This is a genomic window from Streptomyces sp. NPDC001513, from assembly GCF_042894695.1.
Taxonomy (GTDB): Bacteria; Actinomycetota; Actinomycetes; order Streptomycetales; family Streptomycetaceae; genus Streptomyces.
In genome coordinates this window covers 297,880-319,480 of the sequence record NZ_JBIAVU010000005.1, presented here as the reverse complement: position 1 = coordinate 319,480, position 21,601 = coordinate 297,880, and the positions used below count along the sequence as shown (strand labels likewise).

The 21,601-nt window shown below is 72.1% G+C and carries 18 protein-coding genes; 12 read left to right on the top strand and 6 right to left on the bottom strand.

Translation table 11 applies throughout. The annotated features are described in order from the left end of the window. Positions 1-502 precede the first annotated feature (502 nt). Both ACFYZ4_RS13420 and ACFYZ4_RS13415 read left to right on the top strand, forming a co-directional pair. Positions 503-1,285: an SDR family oxidoreductase gene (locus ACFYZ4_RS13420; protein WP_351293511.1), complete on the top strand. Its 783-nt coding sequence runs from the start codon at positions 503-505 to the stop codon at positions 1,283-1,285. A gap of 63 nt (positions 1,286-1,348) precedes the next feature. Further along, positions 1,349-3,925, top strand: coding sequence for a bifunctional FO biosynthesis protein CofGH (locus tag ACFYZ4_RS13415; RefSeq protein ID WP_384342567.1), 2,577 nt, complete (start codon positions 1,349-1,351; stop codon positions 3,923-3,925). A gap of 64 nt (positions 3,926-3,989) precedes the next feature. Here the strand turns inward: ACFYZ4_RS13415 and ACFYZ4_RS13410 are convergent, their stop codons facing one another. Then, complete coding sequence (locus tag ACFYZ4_RS13410) at positions 3,990-5,075, bottom strand: tyrosine-protein phosphatase (RefSeq protein ID WP_390783944.1); 1,086 nt, start codon at positions 5,073-5,075, stop codon at positions 3,990-3,992. A gap of 1,004 nt (positions 5,076-6,079) precedes the next feature. Between ACFYZ4_RS13410 and ACFYZ4_RS13405 the strand changes: the two genes are divergently transcribed. The 4 genes from ACFYZ4_RS13405 (at position 6,080) to ACFYZ4_RS13390 (ending at position 9,573) form a co-directional block, all read left to right on the top strand. Continuing rightward, positions 6,080-7,216: an ADP-ribosylglycohydrolase family protein gene (locus ACFYZ4_RS13405; protein ID WP_390784018.1), complete on the top strand. Its 1,137-nt coding sequence runs from the start codon at positions 6,080-6,082 to the stop codon at positions 7,214-7,216. Between the two features lie 122 nt (positions 7,217-7,338). Beyond that, positions 7,339-8,199, top strand: coding sequence for a TIGR03619 family F420-dependent LLM class oxidoreductase (locus ACFYZ4_RS13400; protein WP_351293520.1), 861 nt, complete (start codon positions 7,339-7,341; stop codon positions 8,197-8,199). An 82-nt stretch (positions 8,200-8,281) separates the two neighbouring features. Further along, positions 8,282-8,971: a hypothetical protein gene (locus tag ACFYZ4_RS13395; RefSeq protein ID WP_351293523.1), complete on the top strand. Its 690-nt coding sequence runs from the start codon at positions 8,282-8,284 to the stop codon at positions 8,969-8,971. 50 nt (positions 8,972-9,021) lie between these two features. After that, the gene (locus ACFYZ4_RS13390) at positions 9,022-9,573 is read left to right on the top strand and encodes a hypothetical protein (RefSeq protein WP_351293526.1); all 552 of its coding nucleotides are present in this window, start codon (positions 9,022-9,024) and stop codon (positions 9,571-9,573) included. Between the two features lie 22 nt (positions 9,574-9,595). On the opposite strand, the gene ACFYZ4_RS13385 is transcribed toward ACFYZ4_RS13390, so the two are convergent. After that, positions 9,596-10,036 (bottom strand): ATP-binding protein, encoded by a 441-nt coding sequence (locus ACFYZ4_RS13385; protein ID WP_351293528.1) that lies wholly within the window; start codon positions 10,034-10,036, stop codon positions 9,596-9,598. Between the two features lie 129 nt (positions 10,037-10,165). Between ACFYZ4_RS13385 and ACFYZ4_RS13380 the strand changes: the two genes are divergently transcribed. Together ACFYZ4_RS13380 and ACFYZ4_RS13375 are read left to right on the top strand one after the other, a co-directional pair. Beyond that, on the top strand, positions 10,166-11,002 hold the full coding sequence (locus ACFYZ4_RS13380; RefSeq protein ID WP_390784017.1) for a Scr1 family TA system antitoxin-like transcriptional regulator: 837 nt from the start codon (positions 10,166-10,168) through the stop codon (positions 11,000-11,002). Next, complete coding sequence (locus ACFYZ4_RS13375) at positions 10,999-11,181, top strand: DUF397 domain-containing protein (RefSeq protein ID WP_390783943.1); 183 nt, start codon at positions 10,999-11,001, stop codon at positions 11,179-11,181. The genes ACFYZ4_RS13380 and ACFYZ4_RS13375 overlap by 4 nt, the downstream gene beginning before the upstream one ends. Positions 11,182-11,239: 58 nt before the next feature. On the opposite strand, the gene ACFYZ4_RS13370 is transcribed toward ACFYZ4_RS13375, so the two are convergent. Continuing rightward, positions 11,240-14,056: a hypothetical protein gene (locus ACFYZ4_RS13370; RefSeq protein WP_351293534.1), complete on the bottom strand. Its 2,817-nt coding sequence runs from the start codon at positions 14,054-14,056 to the stop codon at positions 11,240-11,242. A gap of 144 nt (positions 14,057-14,200) precedes the next feature. Then, positions 14,201-14,731, bottom strand: a complete 531-nt coding sequence (locus ACFYZ4_RS13365) for a hypothetical protein (RefSeq protein ID WP_351293537.1) — start codon at positions 14,729-14,731, stop codon at positions 14,201-14,203. 277 nt (positions 14,732-15,008) lie between these two features. Between ACFYZ4_RS13365 and ACFYZ4_RS13360 the strand changes: the two genes are divergently transcribed. After that, complete coding sequence (locus ACFYZ4_RS13360) at positions 15,009-15,407, top strand: VOC family protein (protein WP_351293540.1); 399 nt, start codon at positions 15,009-15,011, stop codon at positions 15,405-15,407. 36 nt (positions 15,408-15,443) lie between these two features. On the opposite strand, the gene ACFYZ4_RS13355 is transcribed toward ACFYZ4_RS13360, so the two are convergent. Then, positions 15,444-15,722, bottom strand: coding sequence for a hypothetical protein (locus ACFYZ4_RS13355; RefSeq protein ID WP_351293543.1), 279 nt, complete (start codon positions 15,720-15,722; stop codon positions 15,444-15,446). A 137-nt stretch (positions 15,723-15,859) separates the two neighbouring features. Next, on the bottom strand, positions 15,860-17,425 hold the full coding sequence (locus tag ACFYZ4_RS13350; protein ID WP_351293546.1) for an APC family permease: 1,566 nt from the start codon (positions 17,423-17,425) through the stop codon (positions 15,860-15,862). Between the two features lie 312 nt (positions 17,426-17,737). Between ACFYZ4_RS13350 and ACFYZ4_RS13345 the strand changes: the two genes are divergently transcribed. The 3 genes from ACFYZ4_RS13345 to ACFYZ4_RS13335 all read left to right on the top strand — a co-directional run bounded on the left by ACFYZ4_RS13345 (position 17,738) and on the right by ACFYZ4_RS13335 (position 21,590). Then, the gene (locus tag ACFYZ4_RS13345; protein ID WP_351293548.1) at positions 17,738-18,415 is read left to right on the top strand and encodes a hypothetical protein; all 678 of its coding nucleotides are present in this window, start codon (positions 17,738-17,740) and stop codon (positions 18,413-18,415) included. Positions 18,416-18,647: 232 nt separating this feature from the next. Continuing rightward, positions 18,648-19,742, top strand: a complete 1,095-nt coding sequence (locus tag ACFYZ4_RS13340; RefSeq protein ID WP_351293551.1) for a DNA alkylation repair protein — start codon at positions 18,648-18,650, stop codon at positions 19,740-19,742. A 54-nt stretch (positions 19,743-19,796) separates the two neighbouring features. Beyond that, entirely contained in the window at positions 19,797-21,590 is a 1,794-nt protein-coding gene (locus ACFYZ4_RS13335) for a hypothetical protein (protein WP_390783942.1), read from the top strand. The last annotated feature ends 11 nt before the right edge of the window (positions 21,591-21,601 follow it).

Sequence of the window (21,601 nt, the reverse complement as noted above, 5' to 3'; positions counted from 1 at the left end):
TTCGGATCGCAGAAGGCGGTTAGGGGGTCACCCTTGGCGGCACGCACGTCTTGTCAGCGCTGAAGTCAGCTCCATCGGGACCGTTCTAGGACGTGTCGCACGAGGAGTACACCGTCAACGGTCGTGGAATGACCAACTACGACCTTCCGGCCTTCGGGAGGACAGGAAGTCGAGGCCGTTGCGGGGCTGGGCGGCGTACGCGAGCAGCTGTCTCCTGCGTGCGGACGAACTGAACTCTGCCGTGGAGGTCTCCGCCTCCATCTCCCTACCCTATGGCCGCCTCGCCGACGACCACCTCACGGCGCACGCCCGGGCATGCGCCCCGACACAGCCGCCCTGGAAGCGTACGAAGCCGAATCCATTCTCAAGCTCCGGCGCACGGGCGAGCCCCCGTGGAGCGTTCGACCGGTCTTCGGCACTCGTCGGATCCCGCCCCTTCACACCGTCGCGGTGGCGGCCTAGCCTGACGAGCCGTCAGATGTGTCGGGTGCTGGAGGGCGTCATGCTGTTGCGAGGGAAGACCGTCATCGTCTCCGGCGTCGGGGCCGGGCTGGGGCATCAGGTGGCTGCCGCCGTCGTGCGGGACGGGGGGAACGCCGTGCTCGGGGCGCGGACCGAGGCGAATCTCGCCAAGTCCGCCGCCGAGATCGACCCCGACGGGGCGCACACCGCCCACCTGCCCACCGACATCGGCGACGAGCGGCAGTGCGAGGCCCTGGCCGAGCTGGCCCGCGCGCGGTTCGGGGGTGTGGACGCCGTCGTGCACGTGGCCGCCTGGGACTCGTACTTCGGCGGGCTGGAGGACGCCGACTTCGGGACCTGGCAGCAGATCATCGACGTCAACCTGCTGGGGACCCTCAGGATGACCCGGGCCTGTCTGCCCGCGCTCAAGGAGCGCGGGGGGTCGGTGGTCATCATCGGGACGCAGTCCGCCGTCGCCGCGCCCAACGAGGTGCAGCAGGCCGCCTACGCCGCCTCCAAGGGGGCCCTGACCTCCGCCATGTACTCCATGGCCCGCGAGCTCGGCCCCCACCGGATCCGCGTCAACACCGTGCTGCCCGGCTGGATGTGGGGCCCGCCCGTGCAGGCCTTCGTCACCTTCACCGCCCACACCGAGGGCGTCCCGGAGGCCGAGGTCCACGCCCGGCTGACCGAGCGCATGGCACTGCCCGATCTCGCCACCGACGGGGACGTCGCCGACGCCGCCGTCTTCCTCGCCTCCGACCGGGCGCGGGCGATAACCGGCCAGTCCTTGCTGGTCAACGCCGGTGAGCTGATGAGATGAGCCACTCGCACCGCTGCCCCACCGCCGCCCCACCACCGCAACGTCGGATCGTATGCTCGGCCCATGACCACTCCGAGTGACGCTCCGACCGACAACGCGATGCGCCGCGCGCTCCGGCGGGCGCGAGACGGCGTCGCGCTCGACGCGACCGAGGCGGCCGTGCTCCTCCAGGCGCGCGGCGAGGCCCTGCGGGACCTCGCCGCGTCCGCCGCACGCGTAAGGGACTCCGGGCTCGCCGCCGCCGGGCGGCCCGGTGTCATCACGTACTCGCGCAAGGTCTTCATCCCGCTCACCCGCCTGTGCCGCGACCGGTGTCACTACTGCACCTTCGTGACCGTGCCCGGCAAGCTCCGCAAGGCCGGCCACGGCCTGTACCTCTCCCCCGACGAGGTCCTCGACATCGCCCGCCAAGGCGCGGCGATGGGCTGCAAGGAAGCACTGTTCACCCTCGGCGACCGCCCCGAGGACCGCTGGCCCGAGGCCCGCGAGTGGCTCGACGCGCACGGCTACGACGACACCCTCGCCTACGTCCGCGCCATGGCGATCCGCGTCCTGGAGGAGACGGGCCTGCTCCCGCACCTCAATCCCGGCGTCATGTCCTGGTCCGACCTCCAGCGCCTCAAGCCGGTCGCGCCGAGCATGGGCATGATGCTGGAGACCACCGCCACCCGCCTGTGGTCCGAGCCGGGCGGCCCCCACCACGGCTCCCCCGACAAGGAACCGGCCGTACGGCTGCGCGTGCTGGAGGACGCGGGGCGTTCGAACGTCCCCTTCACCACCGGGGTGCTGATCGGCATCGGCGAGTCCTACGAGGAGCGCGCCGAGGCCTTCTTCGAGCTCCGCCGGATCCAGCGCAGCTACCACGGCATCCAGGAGGTCATCGTCCAGAACTTCCGCGCCAAGCCGGACACCGCCATGCGCGGCATGCCGGACGCGGAGCTGGAGGAGCTGGCCGCCGCCATCGCCGTCGCCCGCCACATCCTGGGCCCGAGCGCCCGGATCCAGGCCCCGCCGAACCTGGTGGACGCCGAGTACGCGCTGCTCATCGGCGCCGGCATCGACGACTGGGGCGGGGTCTCGCCGCTGACCCCCGACCACGTCAACCCCGAGCGCCCCTGGCCGCACATCGAGGAGCTGGCCGAACGCACCCGGGCCGCCGGCTTCGAGCTGCGCGAACGCCTCACCATCTATCCGGAGTTCCTGCAGCGCGGCGAGCCGTGGCTGGACCCGCGGCTGCTGCCGCACGTACGGGCACTGGCCGACCCGGAGACGGGACTCGCCGACGAGACGGCCACCGTCGAGGGGCGGCCCTGGCAGGAGCCCGACGAGGGGTTCGTCGCCTACGGGCGCACCGACCTGCACACCGCCATCGACTCCGAGGGCCGCACCGGCGACCGCCGCGAGGACTTCGACCACGTGTACGGCGACTGGGAGGCGCTGCGCGAGGCGGCGGCTCCCGGGATGGTGGCCGAGCGCATCGACACCGACGTACGCGGCGCCCTCGCGCAGGCCGCGGACGATCCGACGAAGCTGACCGACGCGCAGGCGCTGGCGCTGCTGCACGCGGACGGCCCGGCCCTCGACGCGCTGTGCCGGATCGCCGACGACCTGCGCAAGTCGGTCGTGGGCGACGAGGTCACCTACATCGTCACGCGGAACATCAACTTCACCAACGTCTGCTACACCGGCTGCCGTTTCTGCGCCTTCGCGCAGCGCCGCACGGACGCCGACGCGTACACGCTGTCGCTGGACCAGGTCGCGGACCGCGCGGCCCAGGCCTGGGACGTCGGCGCGGTCGAGGTGTGCATGCAGGGCGGCATCCATCCGGACCTGCCCGGGACGGCGTACTTCGACATCGCGCGCGCGGTGAAGGAGCGGGTCCCCGGCATGCACGTGCACGCCTTCTCGCCGATGGAGGTCGTCAACGGGGCCACGCGGACGGGGATGTCCGTACGGGACTGGCTGACGGCGGCCAAGGAGGCCGGGCTGGACTCCATCCCGGGCACGGCGGCGGAGATCCTCGACGACGAGGTCCGCTGGGTGCTCACGAAGGGGAAGCTGCCGACGGCGGACTGGATCGACGTCATCACGACGGCGCACGAGCTCGGCATCCGGTCCTCGTCGACCATGATGTACGGGCACGTGGACCAGCCGCGGCACTGGCTCGGCCACTTCCGCACGCTGGCGCGCATCCAGCAGCAGACGGGTGGTTTCACGGAGTTCGTGACGCTCCCCTTCATCCACACCAACGCGCCCGTGTACCTGGCGGGCATCGCCCGGCCGGGCCCGACGGTCCGCGACAACCGCGCGGTGACGGCGATGGCGCGGCTCCTGCTCCACCCGCACATCACGAACATCCAGACGAGCTGGGTGAAGCTGGGTGCGGAGGGCGCGGCCGAGATGCTCCGCTCCGGGGCCAACGACCTGGGCGGGACCCTGATGGAGGAGACCATCTCGCGGATGGCGGGGTCGAGTTACGGCTCGTACAAGTCGGTCCAGGACCTGATCGCCGTCGCCGAGGCGGCCGGGCGGCCCGCGAAGGCCCGTACGACGCTGTACGGGGAGGTGCCGCGGGAGCGGCAGGACGCGGCCCGCGCCTCGGACGGGCACCTGCCGGAGCTGCTGCCGGTCCTGGACTGACGGTGCCGCGCGGGCCCGGCCGGGTGTGGCGTCCGGCCGGGCCCGCGCGTACTCCTGGCGGCGGTCAGCCGACCAGCAGGTCCTTCTTGAGCTGGCGCAGCTCGCGGGCGTCGATGCCGAGGCCGTCCTTCAGGTAGCGGTCGAAGGAGCCGTACTTGGCCTTGACCTCGTCGTAGCCGGAGTTGAGGTACTCGGGGCGCACGTCGAGCAGCGGCTTGTAGACGGCGGCCTGCTGGGCGGGCAGGTGGGAGAGGACCGCGTCGTTGGCGGCCCGACGGTAGTCGTTGCTGGCGAGGTAGTCGGCCATGACGGTCTCGCTCGGCACGCCGAGGGCGGTCAGCAGGGATGCGTTGGCCCAGCCGGTGCGGTCCTTGCCGGCGGTGCAGTGGAAGAGGACCGAGCGGCGGTGGTCGTTGCGTATTCCGTCGAAGACCTGGGTGTACGCCTTCTTGCCGCCGTCGCCGCTGACCATCGCCTTCTCTGCGTCGACCATGGCCTTGACGGCCTCGTCGGGGGTCTTCGGCAGGGTCTGGAAGTAGCCGGAACCGGCGAAGACGTCGGCGACGACGTAGGTGGCGCCGGCCGGGACCTTGTCGGCGTCCTTGGTGCGCTCGTCCTCCATCCGCAGGTCGAAGACGGTCTTGACGCGCAGGCGCTCCAGCTTGGCCAGGTCGTTCGCGGTCAGCTTGTTGAGGGCGTCGGAGCGGTAGATCTCGCCCATCTTGACCCACTGGCCGGTGGTGGTGCGGTAGCCGCCGGCGTCGCGGAAGTTGACCGCGCCGTCGAGCTTGATCTGGCGGTCGGCGAGGCGCAGGCTGCCGCCGCGCTCCGGCTTGAAGTCGAACCACTGGCGGTCGGCGGCGGGCAGCCCCTTGACCTCGGCGCGGCCCTCGGCGCCGCCCTTGGCGACGACCTTGCCGTTCGCCTTGATCTCGACCCGCTTGGTGCCGCGGGCCTTCCACTGCAGGGTGAACGAACCGTCGGCGCCGGCGGTGACGGTGGCCTCGGTGAAGGGGATGGCGGAACGGTCGTTGCGGTGGCCGGCCCACGGGAGGTGGTCCAGGCCGTTGGCGGTGGCGGCGGGGGCCACGACCAGGGAAGCGGTGAGTGCGGCGGCGACGGCGGTCGCGGCGAGGAGAGCCTTCTTCATGCGTTCGAGGCTCAGCGGCTCCGGAGAACGTCGGATGAACGAGGCGTGGCCGAAACCAACCGGCTCGAAGGCAAGTGGCAAAACGTGCCATGAGCCAGGCGGCGGCTGGAAGTGTTCGCGATCTGGCCGTTCTTTGATCACTTACGAGCCCCTTGGCGAACCACTTCCGGATTCGATCGAAGCTGTCTACTACAGTGCGGGAGCGGTCAGCAGGGGTCGGGGTGCCGGGGGTGGACGAAATGATCGGTACGAACAGCGGAACGGGGCCCGTACCCGAAGCCGGACAGGGCCTGCCCGGACCCGCGACCGGCCCCCTGGCCAGATTCCCGGCCGGCCCCCCGCCCGTCACCGCACCCGCCACCGAGCCCCCGACGGGCCCCGCACCCGGCTTCACCGCCGTACCCGGACCGGGCCCCATGTCCACGGGGTACGAGGCCGGGTTCGCAGCCGGGGCCCCCGACGGCACCGCCGGGTACGCACCCGCCCCCGCTGCCCCGGCAGGGCCCGCAGACGGGTTCACCGTCGGAGGCTTGGCAGGACCCGTGGCCGTAGTCCCGGCGGGCCCGGCACCGGGGTTCGTCGCCGCACCTGCGGCCGTACCCGAATCACCGTTCGCCGGACCCGTCGGACACGGACACATGCCCGCACCCATGGGCGTACCCGCCGCGCCGGTGCTCGGCTTCGAACCGGCGGCCGACCCCCCGCCCTTCGCCACACCCGCAGCCGGGTACGGAGCCCGGTTCGCCGCCGGACCCGCGGGCCAGGGGGCGGACCCCGCAAGCGGACACCCGGCCGAGCTCGGGCCCGCAGCCGCGGCCGGCCCCCGGCAAGAGCCCACGGGCGGCCCCGGGCACATGACCGCACCCATCGCCGCCGGCCCCGCCGGGCTCGTTCCCGCGGCCGTATCCGCCGCGCCCACGGCCGGAGCCGGGCCCGCAGGGCAAGGGGTGGCCGAGCCCGCCGCAGGCGAGGGGCGGACACTCGGGCGCGCCGTCGTCACCGGCCTGTGGGGCCGCATCGAGCAGCAGGACTTCCGCAGCCGTGTCCGCGGCACCCTCCTCGGCTCCGCGCTCGGCGACGCCCTCGGCGCGCCCCTCGCCGGCCTCACCCTCGACGGCATCCGCGAGGCCCACGGCCCCGACGGCCTGACCGCACCGGCACCCGCACCCGCGCCCGCCGACGGCCACCGCGGCCGGGTCACCGCCGCCACCCAGCTCACCCTCTTCACCGTGGACGGGCTGATACGGGCCCACGTACGCCGGGACACCGGCGCCTGGCACCCGCCCACCGACATCCACCGCGCGTACCTGCGCTGGGCCGCCACCCAGCACGACTGGGGCCCGGACGAGCGCCGCAAGGACAACGGCTGGCTCGCGCAGGAGGAGTGGCTCTACGTCCGCCGCGGCCCGGCCCGCGCCTGCCTGACCGGCTTCGCCGACGAGAGCCTCGGCACCCTCGACCAGCCGAAGAACCCCGCCGCCCGCGACGCGGCCGCCGCCGCCCGTTCGGCCCCCTTCGGACTGCTGGTCGGCTGGGAGCCGGCCCTCGTCCTCCAACTCGCCGTCGAATGCGCCGCGCAGAGCCACGGCCACCCGACCGCCTCCCTCTCGGCCGGCGCCCTCGCCGTCATCGTCCACGGCCTGACCCGCGGCGACTCCCTCGACGCCGCCGTCCAGCGGACCCTGGGCCTGCTGGGCGCCCGCCCCGGCCACCAGCCCGTCACGGACGCCCTCCAGCGCGCCCTGTCGGCCGTCACCCAGGGCTCGCCCGGCCCCCGGGCCGTCGAAACCCTGGGCCGGACGGCCGACAGCCCGGGCACCGGCCCCAACGGCCCCGACGCCGCCGACACCCTCGCCGTCGCCGTCTACTGCGCCCTCGTCGCCGAGGACATCGCCCACGGCCTGCGCCTCGCCGTCAACCACGGCGGCGACTCCACCGCCGCCGGCGCGCTGTGCGGGGCCCTGCTCGGCGCCCTCCACGGCGAGACGGCCCTCCCGGCCGCCTGGCTCGCCGAGCTCGAAGGCCGCGCCACGCTGCTGGAGATCGCCGAGGACTTCGCCCTGGAGATGACCCAGGGCCCGACCCTCCACAGCCCCACGGAGGCCTCCCCCGGCTGGCTGACCCGGTACCCGCGCGGCTGACGCACCGCCGCCGCACCTCCGCCGCACGGCCGAAGCGCGACCCCGAGACCTGACGCCCCCTCAACAATCGCGGGTCCAGCCCGTACCGTTGCGGGTCCCACGTCTCGGAGGTGCCAGTACCCATGCGGATCGCCACGACCATCTTCCTCACCGACCGCACCATCTCCCCCGTACGCCTGGCCCGCAGCCTGGAGGAGCGCGGCTTCTCCGGCCTCTACCTCCCGGAGCACACCCACATCCCGGTCGCCCGCGACACCGCCGCCCCCATGGGCGGCGAACTCCCCGAGATGTACGGGCGCACCCTCGACCCCTTCGTGGCCCTCGGCCAGGCCTCGGCCGTGACCGAGCGCCTGCACCTCGGCACCGGCATCACCCTCGTCGCCCAGCACGACCCGATCGACCTCGCGAAGCAGGTGGCGACCCTGGACCACCTCTCCGGCGGCCGTTTCACCCTGGGCATCGGCTACGGCTGGAACGTCGAGGAGGCCGCCGACCACGGCGTCGAGTGGCTCACCCGCCGCGAACTGGTCCGCGACCGCATGGCCCTGATGCGCGCCCTGTGGGCCCCGGAGCCCACGGCGTACGTCGGCCAGTACTGCTCCGTCCAGGCCAGCAGCGCCCACCCCAAGCCGGTCCAGGCCCCGCGCGAACTCGCCCCCGGCGTCCCCCTGCACGGCCCCCGCACCCTGATCGGCGGCGCGGCCGGCCCGAAGCTCTTCGCCGCGATCGCCGACCACGCCGACGGCTGGCTCCCGATCGGCGGCGGCGGCCTCACCGAGACGCTGCCGGTGCTGCGCCAGGTCTGGGAGACCGCCGGACGCGACCCCAAGTCCCTCCAGGTGGTCCCGTACGCCGTCCAGCCCAGCCCCGGCAAGCTGAGCCACTACGCCGACCTGGGCATCGAGGAGGTCGTCCTCCAGCTGCCCTCGGCGCCGAAGGCGCAGGTGCTGCGCACCCTGGACGAATTCGCCCAGTACCTCTGAGCCCTTGAACCCTCCGGGCACGCCCGCCCGGCCGCTGCGTAGGCTCGGGCGGACCGCACACGGGGGCTCGGAGGAAAACGACATGGACACGGCCGGCACGGCCCGGACCACCGGACACCTGGGGAAGGCGGCCCCGCCGAGGGCCCGGCGCACACGGAACTCCCTGTTCTGGGCCGCGCTCATCGCCGGGGGCGCCGCGCTGGGCGGCTTCATCTCGCAGTTCCCGTACGGCCTGTTGTTCGTCGGCGTGCTCGTCGTCCTCGCCGCGGCTGGAATCGGCGCGGCCGTCGCCGGCACGTTCTGGAACCGGGCGGGAGCCGCCACCCTCGTGGGCTTCGGCACCATGGCGCTCGGCGTCTTCGCCGGGTCCAACCTGAACGAGTCGTACCTGAAGGTGCTCGGCGAACGGGTGGACGCGGTCGTGACGGAGTCCCGCGAGTACACCAACTCCAAGGGCGACACCCGCTTCTCCTGCCGCGTGGTCGAGCCCTCGGGCGAGAGCCACGAGCTCGACGCCATCCGGAACTGCTACGCGCAGGTGGCGCCGGGCGGGCACGTCGTCCTCTTCAAGGACCCGCTCGGCGGCCTCGACCCCTGGATGGAGACCACCGGCAGCCGCGCCCTCGACCCGCTGGGCCTGGGCATCACCGGCGGCCTGTTCCTCCTCATCGGCGGCACGATGTTCACGGCCGGTCAGCGCCGCCGCTCGGACCAGGAGGTCGACGAGCGGCGCCGCCGCAGGTACGGTCCGCCCCGGCGCTCGCGGGAGTAGCCGCCGAAATCCCCTCGACGGCCGCGGCCCGCCGAGCCGATCATGACGCCATGACGCACCGGGAAACGGACACCGAGAACCACTGGCAGGCCCTCCCCGCCGGGATCCGGACGCAGGTCGACGGGTACGTCCTCCAGGACAGCCGCCTCCAAGCGGCCCGCATCGTGTGGGAGGCCGGCCGCGCCCACGGCGTCGGCCTGCGGGAGGCGCAGGAGATCGTCCACCTGCGCTACCTGCACTTCGGCGACCGCGTGGCCCGTACGCCCGACTCGCCGCTCGACCTGGACTCGCTCTCCACCCTCGCCCACGGCATCAGCAGCCGCGTGGTGGCCGTCGAGGCCGTCTGGGACGGGGACACCGTCCACGACTGGTTCGTGAACCTCCTGGCGATCACGGACGAGCCCGCCGGGGAGAAGTGCCTGGCCACGATCTACTGGGGCACGGCCGTACGCGCCCTGGACGGCGCCGACGCGGGCCCGCTGCACCCCTCGGCGGCCGCCGCCACCCACGCGGGCGGCGCCCTGGCCGCCCACCTCGGTGTACCGTTCCACTTCGCCAGCCCGGACACCCCGGACGACGACGCGCCCCGCTGGCGGTCCTGACCGCCCGGGGGGCCCTCGGCGCCTACGTCCGCGGCCCGGCCCGGCGGGCCAGCTCGGCCCAGACCGTCTTGCCGACCAGCCGGTCCGTGACGCCCCAGCCGGCGGCGAGCCCCTCGACGATCCTGAGCCCGTAGCCGGATTCGGCCTGGTAGGCGTGCGGCAGCGGGGCGGGGCGGCGGTCACGCCGGGCGTCGGAGACCTCGACGCGCAGGGCGTTCTCCAGCAGCGTCAGCTTGAGCTCGAAGTCCCGCCCGGGCACGCGGCCGTGGGTGACGGCGTTGGCGGCGAGCTCGGCCACGAGCTGCCCGGCGTCGGCGGACAGCCCGGTGGATTCGGGAAAACCCCAGTCGTGCAGCTCGACGAGCGCCAACTGGCGGGCGAGGCGGGCCCCGCGCCGGGTGGAACTGAAACGCTGAGTGAACACGCGTACGAGGGCCTGGGCGGAGCCAGGGGGTGTGGTCATGGCGCCAACGTCCCGCCTGGCCTGGGCTGTTCAACACCACCCGGACTCGTACAAACCAACTGTACGAGTCCACTCTCTGGACAGTGATAGTCACCGTGCGTGAGTCTTCACGTCGGGGAGGTGACCGCCATGGTGAGTGCCGACGACAGCGGTGACGGCGAGGTCGAACCGGATGACACCCTGCGCAGCTTCGGCGAGACGGTCAAGGCCTCCCGCAGACGTGCAGGCCTGACCCAGGAGCAACTAGCTCCACTGATCGGCTACTCGGTCCAGTACGTCGGCTCGGTCGAGCAGGGCCGCCGCCATCCGTCCCGGAAGTTCATCAGCAAGACCGAGGCCGTCCTGGACGCCTTCGGCGTCATCGACATCGCCGCGAAGCGGCTGTCGCGGCGGCGGGGCCTGGCGTCGTGGTTCCGGCCGTGGGCGGTGCTGGAGGAGGGGGCGGTCATCCTCAATACGTACGAGTGCCGGTCCGTTCCGGGTCTGCTTCAGCCCGAGGCGTACGCCCGTGCTCTCGTGGACGACGTCCTGCCTCCGCCCACCTTCGAGGAGGTAGAGGCTCGCATCGCGGCTCGGCTGGAGCGACAGCAACTGCTGTCCCGCACTCCGTACACGGTCTTCAGCTTCATCATCGACGAGGCGGTTATCCTGCGGCAGACCGGCGGACCGGAGGTGACCCGCCAGCTGATCGACCACCTGCTGGAGTGCAGCCGATTGCCCAACGTGGACCTGCAAATCATGCCGCTGGTCAGCCCGGAACACGCGGGTCTCGGAGGCCCCTTCCGTCTCCTCGAAACCCAGGACCACGAGTGGATGGGTTACAGCGAGGGACAGCAGTCGGGCCGGGTGCTGAATGACCCGAAAGACCTGAGTCTCCTCCACCTGCGGTATGCCAAACTTCGCATCCAGGCCCTCAATCCTGCGGACAGCAGGGCCCTGTTGATGCGAATGCGAGGATCCCTGTGAACAGCTCTCAGCTGCGATGGTTCAAGAGCAGTTACAGCAGTGGTGATGGCGACGACTGCGTCGAGGTCGCGGCCTGCGCAGACGCCGTCCACGTCCGGGACTCCAAGGTGACGGCCGGGCCCGAGCTCGCCGTGACGCCCGCGAGCTGGGGTGTCTTCCTCGACGGGATCACGGAGTAGCTGGAAATGCGGCAGGGCCTCCCCGGCGTTCCGGGGAGGCCCTGCCGTGTTCCGAGCCCTACGACGTGTAGTAGCCGGCCACGTCAGCGATGAGGTCGACGGACCCCGCGTTGTTGTAGAAGCTGACCTTGCCGTTCACCACGGGGACGACCACCAGGTTCGGGATCGTCTGCCCGGCCGTGAAGTTCAGGTTCGACGCACTGGTACGGGTGGTGCCGTTCGGGTAGACCGACACATAGCTGCCCTCAGTCGGGTCGGTGGCCGTGACGTTCAGGACGACCGCCGTCACGCCTGACGCCGGGATCCCGGACGTACCGGCGACCTGCAAGGTCACCGTGCCGCCCTGCCCCACCTTCGCCTTCGGCACACCGAGACCGCCGCGCGTGTCCATCAGGCGGGTCGGCGTGATCGGCTTGTACGTGGAACCAGAACCGTCCGTCGTGTAGAAGCCGGCCACATCCGCGATCAGATCGACCGAACCCGCGTTGTTGTAGAAGCTGACCTTCCCGTTCACCACGGGAACGACCACCAGGTTCGGGATCGTCTGCCCCGCCGTGAAGTTCAGGTTCGACGCACTCGTCCGCGTCGTGCCGTTCGGGTAGACCGACACGTAGCTTCCCTCAGTCGGGTCAGTGGCCGTGACGTTCAGAACGACCGCCGTCACCCCCGACGCCGGAATCCCGGACGCGCCCGCGACCTGCAACGTCACCGTTCCGCCCTGGCCCACCTTCGCCTTCGGCACACCCAACCCAGCACGGGTGTCCATCAGCCGCGTCGGCGTGATCGGCTTGTACGTCGAACCAGAACCGTCAGTCGTGTAGAAGCCGGCCACATCCGCGATCAGATCGACCGAACCCGCGTTGTTGTAGAAGCTGACCTTCCCGTTCACCACGGGAACGACCACCAGGTTCGGGATCGTCTGCCCCGCCGTGAAGTTCAGGTTCGACGCACTCGTACGGGTAGTGCCATTCGGGTACACCGACACGTAGCTTCCCTCGGTCGGATCCGTCGCCGTGACGTTCAGAACGACCGCCGTCACCCCCGACGCCGGAATCCCGGACGTACCGGCGACCTGCAACGTCACCGTCCCGCCCTGGCCCACCTTCCCCTTCGGCACACCCAACCCACTACGGGTGTCCATCAACCGCGTCGGCGTGATCGGCTTGTACGTGCCCTGGCCGGAGCTCGCGGGCGGCGTCACCGTCAGCGTGCCCAGTGCGTACCGGAAGTTGAGCGCGACGACGCTGATGTTCCAGATGCCGGCGGGTGCCGTGCGCAGGTCCACGGTCGCCTTCAGCGTCCGGGCGTCGTCGGAGACCGAGACGGTCGTGGCCGTCAGCGGTGCGGGGCCGCCGGTCAGCTCGACGGTGTTGTTCATGCCCAGCGCCGTGCCCTGCACGGTGAGGGTGGCGACCGTACCGCTCTGCGCGGTGGTCGGCGTGATCGTGCCGACGGACAGTTCCTCGGGGCCGCAGGGCGCGTTGGTGCAGACGAGCTCGGCGCGGTAGGCCGTGCGGCTCTCCCGTTCCGGCAGCGCGAGCACGAACAGGCTCTGGTCGGTGGCCTGGCAGTTGTACGGGGACGAGCTGCCGCTGCAGAGGTCGTTCCAGGTGTTGCCGTAGAGCGTGGGCACCGGGGTGGAGGTCCCACCGTCCGTTGCGGTGATGTCGGCCCTGAAGCTGTCTCCCGAGACGCTCGACAGGACGGCGCACGTGCCGGTGCGCTCCTCGGAGAGGGTGCCGGTCAGCGGGCCGTACCCGTACGCCACCGATCCGGTCCGCGCGCACTCCGGCGCGGGGCCGGCGGCCGTGGCGATGCGCCAGGCGTCGAGGCGGTAGGAGCCGGGGAGGGACCAGCCGTCCGGGACCTGGGTGATGACCTGGTAGCCGGTGGAGCCGGTGACCGTGCACGCGGTGGTCTTCTGGTGGCAGGCGATGCCGCCGGCGTCGTCCATGACCAGGGTGTGGGTGCTGTCGTGGGCGTCCCGGACGTTGACGCGCAGCCGGTCGGTGGCGGCGGCCGTGGTGATCCGGTGGCAGCGCAGGGAGCCGGTCTGGCCGGACGTGCCTGTCGTGGCCGGGGCGCCGACCGCCGTCGCGGCGGAGGCGGCACAGCCCTTGGCCGTGGCGGTGACGTCGCGGCGGTCCAGGGTGTGGCTGCGCGGGACGTTCTGGCCCGCGAGGAGCACCGTGTACGCCTTGCCGGCGGTGAAGGAGCAGCTGGTGAGGCCGTCCGTACGGATCGCCTGGCCCGGGGCGGGGTGGGTGTAGCAGGAGGGCCCGTTGCCGTCGGTGTCGATCAGGCTGATCGCCCAGTCCGGGCGCAGGTCCAGGTCGTCCGGGTAGGCGTAGCGGATCCGGAGGAGTTCGTCCGTGGAGTGCGCGCCGGCCGGGATGGTCAGACAGTGCGAGAAGACGCCGTTTCCGGTCTCCAGCCGCACGGCGCCCGCGTCGTCGGCGAAGCTTCCCGCGGGCAGGACCTGGCAGCCCGCCTGGAGGGTGTCCGTACGGACGAAGTGGACGCCGTAGGGACCCGTCGCGTCGGTGTCCTCGGCGTGCACCCGCGCACGGAACGGCGCCGTTCCGGTCAGGGCGCAGGAGCCCTGGACGAGATCACCGGCGGTGCACTGTGCGGTGCCGTTCCGGTCGACCACCTCGACCTGGACGGTCACGCCCGCTCCACCGCGCGAGGTGAGGGCCGCGATCCGGGCGCCCTGCGGGCTCGGCAGCTGCAGGCAGTGCGTCTGCCCGGCGGTGGTGAAGTTGCCCGCGTACCGTCCCTCGGCGACGCTGACGCAGTCCTCGGCTGCCGGTGCGGCCTGAGCGGCGCTCACCGGCAGGAGGAGTGCGGCGAGGACGGCGAGCAGACAGGTCACTGCGGTGGAAATCGGGCGTCTCTCGGACGCCGAGACGATTGGCATGAACCCCCCAGGGTGGTGTGCGACGAGTGATCGTCGCACACCACCTCCACCGCGGCCCGCGGATTGTTCGGCAGCTCACCGTGGCCCGCGGAAGGGTCCCTAGCTCATCAGCGGCGAGCCGGTCAGCTGCCAGGTGACGGGGCCCTTGTTGTCGCCCTCTATGTCGAAGACGACCGTCGCGTCGCCGGACCACTGCTTCTTCGGGTCCAGGGTGGCCGACGGGGTCAGACAAGTGAACTTGCCCTCCGTCACCGAGTTGATGTTGGCCGTGAGGTCACAGGTCTTGGTGGTGACCGTGGCGTCGGTGCCGCCCGGCACACGGCTCTCCAGCCGCGTCGTCACCTTGAACGAGGTGTAGCGCTTGCTCGTCATGTCGGACTGACCGTCGTTGATGAAGGCCCAGTTGACGGTCACCTTCCCGCGGACCTTGTTGTCCGGGAGCGCCTCGACGCAGGTCGGCGCGTGCAGCTGCGCCTCGGGGATGACGCCGGGCATCGAGTTGACCCAGCCGTTGGCGGTGGCAGACGAGCAGGTCTGCGCCGCGCTCGCGGACTGCGAGACGGAGATGACGCCCGAGAAGGCGACGGCGGCCGCGGCGACCGCGGACGCGCGGAAAAGGTTCTTGTTCATGATGTGTTTCCCCCATGTGAGTGGGGGTCGATCCTAGGCCGCAAGATCGGGCCAGACCTCATCATTTTCGCAGGTCAGATGGCATGTGGCCGATACTCGTCCCCCGTCTCGATGCAGGGGAATCGCGGCCGGGGCCGTACCGGCCAGGCGGGGCGCGGGTGCCGGGCCGCAAGCGGAATTCGGACACGGCGGGCTCGGGTCATTTACTGGCCAAAGCTTCGGCGTGGCTGAACTTCCCGCGCCCCGCGCCCCACCCGGGTTTCGTACGCTGCCGCACATGATCGATTCACGTACACACGTCCGCGTCGCCCGGCCCTCCCTCGATCTGAAGGCCGCCGAACGCTTCTACGTCGACGGGCTCGGCCTGGAGGTGCAGTGGCGGACCACCGCGAGCGCGCCCGGGGAGCACGACCTGCTGATGGTCGGACCGGCGGGCGGCGGCTGGCACTTCGAGCTGACCCGTGACGCCTCGAACCCGATCCTGCCCGCGCCCACCGTCGACGACCTCTTCGTGCTCTACCTCGGCGAGGCGCCGGACGAGGCCCTGGTCCAGCGGCTCGTCGAGCACGGCGGGACGCGGGTCGCCGCCCACAACCCGTACTGGGACGAGTGGGGGGTCACCGTCGAGGACCCCGACGGCTACCGGCTCGTGCTCTGCTCCCGCACCTGGGGCTGAGCGATCTCCCGGCCGCCCGCACCGGCCGGGGCGGGGTCACTTGACCGACGGGGCCTTGGGGAGGGTGTGCAGGGGCGCCGTGAGGGAGGCGTCCGTGGCCTCCGTGGCGGTGCCGGCGGCGGAGGTGGTCACCGCGACCGCCGTCTTCGCGTCTTGGACGGTCTGGGTGGGGTGGTCGACGATGTCGACGACGCGGCCGACGACCGGGGGCGCCTGAGCGGCGGGCTCGTCGGCGTGCGCGGTGACGGGGGTGAGTGCGAGGGCGGCGCCGCCGGTGACGACCAGGGCGGCGAGGGTGCGCTTCATGGCGTTCATGCCCGACCCAACGACTCCCCCACACCCCGGGTCACCGCCCGACCCCGCCCGGAACGCCGGCGGCCCCGGATCGGGGGATCGATCCGGGGCCGCGGGGATGACTCAGCGGGGGGGGCGCACGGGGTGCGCGGGGGTGGTCAGTCCTCGACCACCAGGGCCGGGGTGGACTTCGTCAGGACCTGGCCGCGGAAGAAGGCGGGGCTGCGGCGCTCGGTGACGAACATGATGACCAGGCCGAGGGCCAGCAGGCCGACGCCGATGACGAAGACGTTGCCGACGCCGAGGCCCGGGATGGTGGAGCCGGAGCCGTAGGCCGGGTCCCAGGCGTCGTAGAGGGTCTTGAAGAAGACCGCGGCCAGCAGCAGCCCGCCCAGGACCGGGAAGACGCCCTTGAAGAGCAGGTCGCGGGTGGAGCGGCGCAGCTCGGCGCGGAAGTACCAGGCGCAGGCGAAGGCCGTCAGCGAGTAGTAGAAGCAGATCATCAGGCCGAGCGCGAAGATCGTGTCGGTCAGGACGTTCTCGCTGACCAGGGTCATCACCGTGTAGAACGCGCCGGTGGCGACGCCCGCCATGACGGTGGCGCGGCCCGGGGTCTTGAACTTCGGGTGGACCTTGGCGTAGGAGGGCGGCAGCGCCTCGTACGTCGACATGGCGAGGACCGTGCGGGCCACCGGGATGAAGGTGGTCTGCAGGGAGGCCGCGGCGGAGGCCAGGACGGCCACGAAGAGCAGGATGCCGAGCACGGGGCCCATCACGGGGCCGGCGAGGGCCGCGAAGACGTTGCCGGAGGTCTCCTCGTTGGCGAGCCCCAGGCCTTCGCCGCCCGAGCCGACGGCCATCTGCGCGGCGACGCCGGTGGCGAGGTAGGAGCCGACCAGGACGACCATCGCGATGAGCGAGGCGCGGCCGGGGGTCTTCGTGGAGCCGGTGGTCTCCTCGTTGGTGGCCAGGCACGCGTCCCAGCCCCAGTACATGAAGATCGAGAGCGAGAGTCCGGCGGTGAAGGCCGCCATGGACTCGACCGCGAAGGGGTTCATCCAGGACCAGGAGAAGTCCAGGCCCGTGTCGAAGGTGCCGGCGGAGGCCTTCTGGAAGGCCATCGCGACGAAGATGGCGAGCACGACGAGCTGGAGGCCGACCAGGGCGTACTGGACGCCCTTGGTGGCGGTCATGCCGCGGTAGCTGATGGCGGTCGCGACGGCGATCAGCGTCAGGCAGGTGGCGATGTGGACGAGCTTGTTGTCGTCCAGGGCGGCGACCGAGTCGTTGCCGGTGATCTCACCCGCCAGCAGCCAGAAGTACGAGGTGGCGACGCCCGCGAGGTTGGAGAGGACGATGATCGTGGCGATCACCAGGCCCCAGCCGCACATCCAGCCGATCCGCGGGCCGAAGGCCTTGACGGTCCAGGTGAAGGAGGTGCCGCAGTCCGGCATGGCCTTGTTGAGCTCGCGGTACGCGAAGGCGACCAGCAGCATCGGGAGGAAGCCGGCGAGGAAGATGGCCGGCATCTGCATGCCGACCTCCCCGGCGGTGGAGCCGAGGGTCGAGGTCAGGCAGTAGACGGGGGCGACGGTGGAGATGCCGATGACGGCGCTTCCCACGAGGCCGACGGAGCCCTTGCCGAGGCCCTTGCCGCGAACGTCGCCCTCGGCGACGCCGCTTACCGTGTCTCCGGCCCGAGGCCGAACGTCCAGCTGAGTCATGGGTCAGGACGTTAGATGGTGCGTTTTCCACATCTGGACGATCGAAGTCCGGAATCCGGGCACCCCGAACGCCTTGGAATCCCGAGGCCGAGACCGTTAACGCACTCTTAATAGAAGGTTCACTTCTGCCTCCGGCCATGGTTCAGCAGGCTCCCGGGAGGAGCTTTCGGGATGCGGAAACCGCAGCCATGTCCGTTTTGGGAGGTTTCAAACTTTCCCGTGCGAGTTTTCTTCCCTCGGGTTTGCCGCAGACATGATCACCGCCCTAGAGTCGCCGCCGGTCAAGGTCATTTACCGGGGGACACAGGAAACATGCGTTTCAAGCCACTCGTCATCACCATCTCGGCCACCGCGGCCCTGCTCTCCCTCACCGGCTGCGGAGGCGGCGACAACCCGCCGCTCGGCGGCGTCGGCGGGGATTCCGTCGCGGCGGGCGCGAACGGCGCCGGCGACGGCGGCCCCAACGAGGGCACGCTGGACAACCCGACGAAGAACGGCGGCGTCAACGGCAGCGCCCCCAAGGACGGGACGGCGTTCCAGAAGCTCCCCAAGGCGGCGACCATGGCCGCCGCCGCCCGCTACGTCAACGGATTCACCCCGTGCGACCCGATCAAGGCCATCCCCGCGGGCAGCCAGTCGAGCACGGACCCCGACGAGAAGCTCCTCCAGGCCGGCACCGTCACCGAGCGCGGGACCTGCGGCAGCCGAGGCCGCACCAGCATCTACATGATCAAGGACGCGAAGGCCTTCCAGACCGCCTTCAAGGCCGCGATCGCCGCGGAGGGCGGCGGGGACAGCAACAGCGGCATCGTCGTCGGGCAGGACTTCGCCATGGGATCCGAGAGCTCGGACGCCATGAGCGCCCTGCTGACCCCGCAGGCCGGCCTGCTGATGCTGAACTGCCACGCGGACTTCAACCCGCCGAGCGGCTTCCGCAAGGAACCGGCCCTGGTGAAGGGCTGCGTCCTCACCGACTACTACGTGGACTGAGCGACAGGGCGGGGCCGAACCAGAACCAGGCTGCCCCCTTCGGCTCCGACCAGCCGGCCGGTTGGGCCGGGGTCGGGTGTGTGTCGGGGTGATCCCCGCAGGGCGCCGAACGCAAGGTGCCCAGACGCTCCGACCCCCCGACACGTTCGGCGCCCGAGGAGACGCCCCGGCGCGCGCCCGGCCCCCCTCAATACCCGGCCCAAGCGGCGCAGCCATCCGCGAGACTGTCCCCATGCCCACGGCCGATGAGCTCCTCAGCGCGGAAACCGTCAGCACCCTGGCCCGGCTGCTCGCCCGAGCAGGCGGCCGCCGGTCCGCGCCCGCCCTGCGCGCCAGCGCCGACGCCGACGCCCTCGACGGGCTGACGTACAGCGGCCGCGTCGGCGCCGTCCGCGACGCCGTGCTCGCCGACCTCCCCGAGGACTGGCCCGGCTTCGAGGCCGTCGTGCGCACCGCCCTCGCCGACCCTGCCTTCGAGGGCTGGATGACCTTCCCCGTCAACGAGGCCGTCGCCGTCCGCGGGCTGGAGGTGTTCGAGCCCGGGCTGGCGCTGCTGCACGACCTCACCTCCCGGCTGACCGCCGAATCCGCCGTACGGCCCTTCCTGCGCGCCGACCCGGCCCGCGCCCTGGCCGTCGTACGGACGTGGACGGACGACCCGGACCCGCACGTACGGCGCCTCGCCAGCGAGGGCACCCGGCCCCGCCTGCCGTGGGCCCCGCAGCTGCCCGCCTTCGTCGCCGACCCGCGCCCGGCCCTGCCGGTGCTGGACGCCCTCTACCGCGACGAGTCCGAGTACGTCCGCCGCTCCGTCTCCAACCACCTCAACGACATCAGCCGGGACCACCCCGCACTCGCCGTCGAGACCGCCGCCCGCTGGCTGACCGGCCCCACCGGCACGACCGACCGCGTCGTACGCCACGGGCTGCGCACCCTGATCAAGGCCGGCCGGCCCGAGGCGCTGACCCTGCTCGGGCACTCCCCGGACGTGCCGGTCACCGTGCGCGGGCCGGTGCTGTCCACCCCGCGGGTCGCCGTCGGCGAGTACCTCGTCTTCGACTACGCGGTCACCAACACCGGCACCCTCCCGGCCGAGCTCGTCGTCGACTACGTCGTGCACCACACGAAGGCGAACGGCACCCGCACCCCCAAGGTCTTCAAACTCCTCACCCGCGCCGTGGCCCCCGGCGAAACCCTCAGCGGCACCAAACGGCACTCCTTCAAGCCGATCACCACCCGCCGCTACCACTCCGGCGAGCACCTGGTGCAGCTCCAGGTCAACGGCCGGGTCCGCGGCGAGGCCGCATTCTCGTTGGACGCCCCCTGACCCGGCCTGGCAGGCTCCTCTCATGACCTACGGAATCGAGTCCCACCCCGCCCGATGAGCGTCCGCGACGAGCGCGAGCCGCTCGCCCCCCGGACGACCTCCCTGTACGACTACGCCCTCTTCCGGCACGGCATCGAGCCGGACGGCCGGGTCCCGCGCCGCGGCTATCCGCTGCCCGACGGGCCACCCGAGCCCAGGCGCAAGGACCTGACCTGGCAACAGGCGCAGGCCGAAGTCACCGACGCCCTCACACCTCTGCTCGCCGACCCCGACCCGGTACGTGCCGCCGAGGCCGTCCACCGGCGGGTCGCCGAGCTGGCCATGTCCCACCGCAGCCTGCGCGCCCACGCCGCACGGCTCGCACTCGCCGACGAGGACGCTGCCCGGCGGACCGCCCGGCAGCTGGTCCGCACCGGTACGGATGCGGCGGCCGTCGGGGTCGGCATCGCCCTGCTGATCCGCCTCGGCGAGCCCGAGGACGTGCCCTGTCTCAAGACCCTCGGCATGCTGCGGGGCCTGCAGGACGGCGTGATCGCCGCCCTTGACCCGCTCGACCGGCAGGCCGCCGGCCTGCTGGTCATCCGCGGCCGCGACCGCTCCGAGCAGCTGACCCCGCTGACCGAGGCGATCACCTCCGGCGACCCGGAGGCCACCCGGTCCGCTCTGGTCTCCCTGCCGGACGAGTCGCAGGCCATGTGGCTCGCCCGACGCATCGCCGAGGCCGCCGACCTGCGCGGGCTGCTGCGGGCCCGGCCGCAGGACGCCGAACTGCTCGCGCTGACCGGCCGGCTGCTGCACCGGATGTCCGACCAGCTGGACAGCCGCGCCGACATCCTCGACTACCTGCCCGCCCGGGCCGTGTACGAGGCTCTGGTCCGGCACGCCGACCGGCTGCCCCCGACCCCGGAGCACCGGTCGCTGCTGCTGTCGCTCGCCCTCGACCTGCATAGCGGACCGGCCGTACTGCTGAACTGGCGGCCAGGGCGACGCCGAACCCTGCTCGACGCCCTGGACCGGCTGCTGCCGGAGGAGGCCGCGCCGGAGCCCGCACCCGGCGACCGTCAGGCGGACTGGTTCCGGCGCAACCGGTACCTCCCCTTCGCCCGCCGCACCGAGGCCGGTGACCCCCCTCGGTGGGAGCTGGTCGTCGTCCACGATCCCGGGGACTCCCCCGGCGTCGAGACCCGGATCCTGGCCGACGGGATCCCGCTCGTCCCGGCGCTGTTCGGGAAGGGCCGGGCCAACCCGCCCGAGTACCTGCTCGACAGCGGCCGGCTCCGCGCCGCGGCGGAGCCGCGCGAGGTGCAGCTCTGCGAGGCGTACTGCACCGAAGGCTGCTGCGGCGCGCTGTACGTGACGATCCGCCGGGACGGCGACGAGGTGGTGTGGGACGGCTGGCGCGGGGCGGTCGGCCCGCCGCCGCCCGCGTACCGCTTCGACGCCGCCGCCTACGACGCCGAGCTCGCGCGCGCCGAGCAGGACCACTCCTGGTGCTGGCCCGCCCGCAGCACCGCCCGGCTGATCGCGGCCGGCCTGCGCGACCGGCCGGAACTGACGGCCCGCTGGGAAGTCGCGCCGAGCTGGATCGGCACCGACTGGCGCGACCCGGACACGACGGTGGCCCAGTTCAGGTACACGCCGTCCGCGCCGCCTCCCGGCACCGGCGGATCGCTGTACTTCGCATGGCGGCTGCCCGACGAAGACGGCCCGCCCCGGGCACGGGCGGCCGCCGCCCTGCAACGGCTGGAGACGGACGACCCGAAGACCTTCGCCTCTTTCGCCGGCGGCAACGACGAGCTGGCCGAGGCCCTCGGCTACCGCACGGCCCCGCCCGCCCCGCCCGCATGACCCGGCTCCGG

Excerpts from the sequence above, each read along its gene's own strand:
- ACFYZ4_RS13420 (WP_351293511.1), top strand. The coding sequence starts at position 503 with ATGCTGTTGCGAGGGAAGACCGTCATCGTCTCCGGCGTCGGGGCCGGG.
- ACFYZ4_RS13415 (WP_384342567.1), top strand. The coding sequence starts at position 1,349 with ATGACCACTCCGAGTGACGCTCCGACCGACAACGCGATGCGCCGCGCG.
- ACFYZ4_RS13410 (WP_390783944.1), bottom strand. The coding sequence starts at position 5,075 with ATGAAGAAGGCTCTCCTCGCCGCGACCGCCGTCGCCGCCGCACTCACC.
- ACFYZ4_RS13400 (WP_351293520.1), top strand. The coding sequence starts at position 7,339 with ATGCGGATCGCCACGACCATCTTCCTCACCGACCGCACCATCTCCCCC.
- ACFYZ4_RS13395 (WP_351293523.1), top strand. The coding sequence starts at position 8,282 with ATGGACACGGCCGGCACGGCCCGGACCACCGGACACCTGGGGAAGGCG.
- ACFYZ4_RS13390 (WP_351293526.1), top strand. The coding sequence starts at position 9,022 with ATGACGCACCGGGAAACGGACACCGAGAACCACTGGCAGGCCCTCCCC.
- ACFYZ4_RS13385 (WP_351293528.1), bottom strand. The coding sequence starts at position 10,036 with ATGACCACACCCCCTGGCTCCGCCCAGGCCCTCGTACGCGTGTTCACT.
- ACFYZ4_RS13380 (WP_390784017.1), top strand. The coding sequence starts at position 10,166 with ATGGTGAGTGCCGACGACAGCGGTGACGGCGAGGTCGAACCGGATGAC.
- ACFYZ4_RS13365 (WP_351293537.1), bottom strand. The coding sequence starts at position 14,731 with ATGAACAAGAACCTTTTCCGCGCGTCCGCGGTCGCCGCGGCCGCCGTC.
- ACFYZ4_RS13360 (WP_351293540.1), top strand. The coding sequence starts at position 15,009 with ATGATCGATTCACGTACACACGTCCGCGTCGCCCGGCCCTCCCTCGAT.
- ACFYZ4_RS13355 (WP_351293543.1), bottom strand. The coding sequence starts at position 15,722 with ATGAACGCCATGAAGCGCACCCTCGCCGCCCTGGTCGTCACCGGCGGC.
- ACFYZ4_RS13350 (WP_351293546.1), bottom strand. The coding sequence starts at position 17,425 with ATGACTCAGCTGGACGTTCGGCCTCGGGCCGGAGACACGGTAAGCGGC.
- ACFYZ4_RS13345 (WP_351293548.1), top strand. The coding sequence starts at position 17,738 with ATGCGTTTCAAGCCACTCGTCATCACCATCTCGGCCACCGCGGCCCTG.
- ACFYZ4_RS13340 (WP_351293551.1), top strand. The coding sequence starts at position 18,648 with ATGCCCACGGCCGATGAGCTCCTCAGCGCGGAAACCGTCAGCACCCTG.
- ACFYZ4_RS13335 (WP_390783942.1), top strand. The coding sequence starts at position 19,797 with ATGAGCGTCCGCGACGAGCGCGAGCCGCTCGCCCCCCGGACGACCTCC.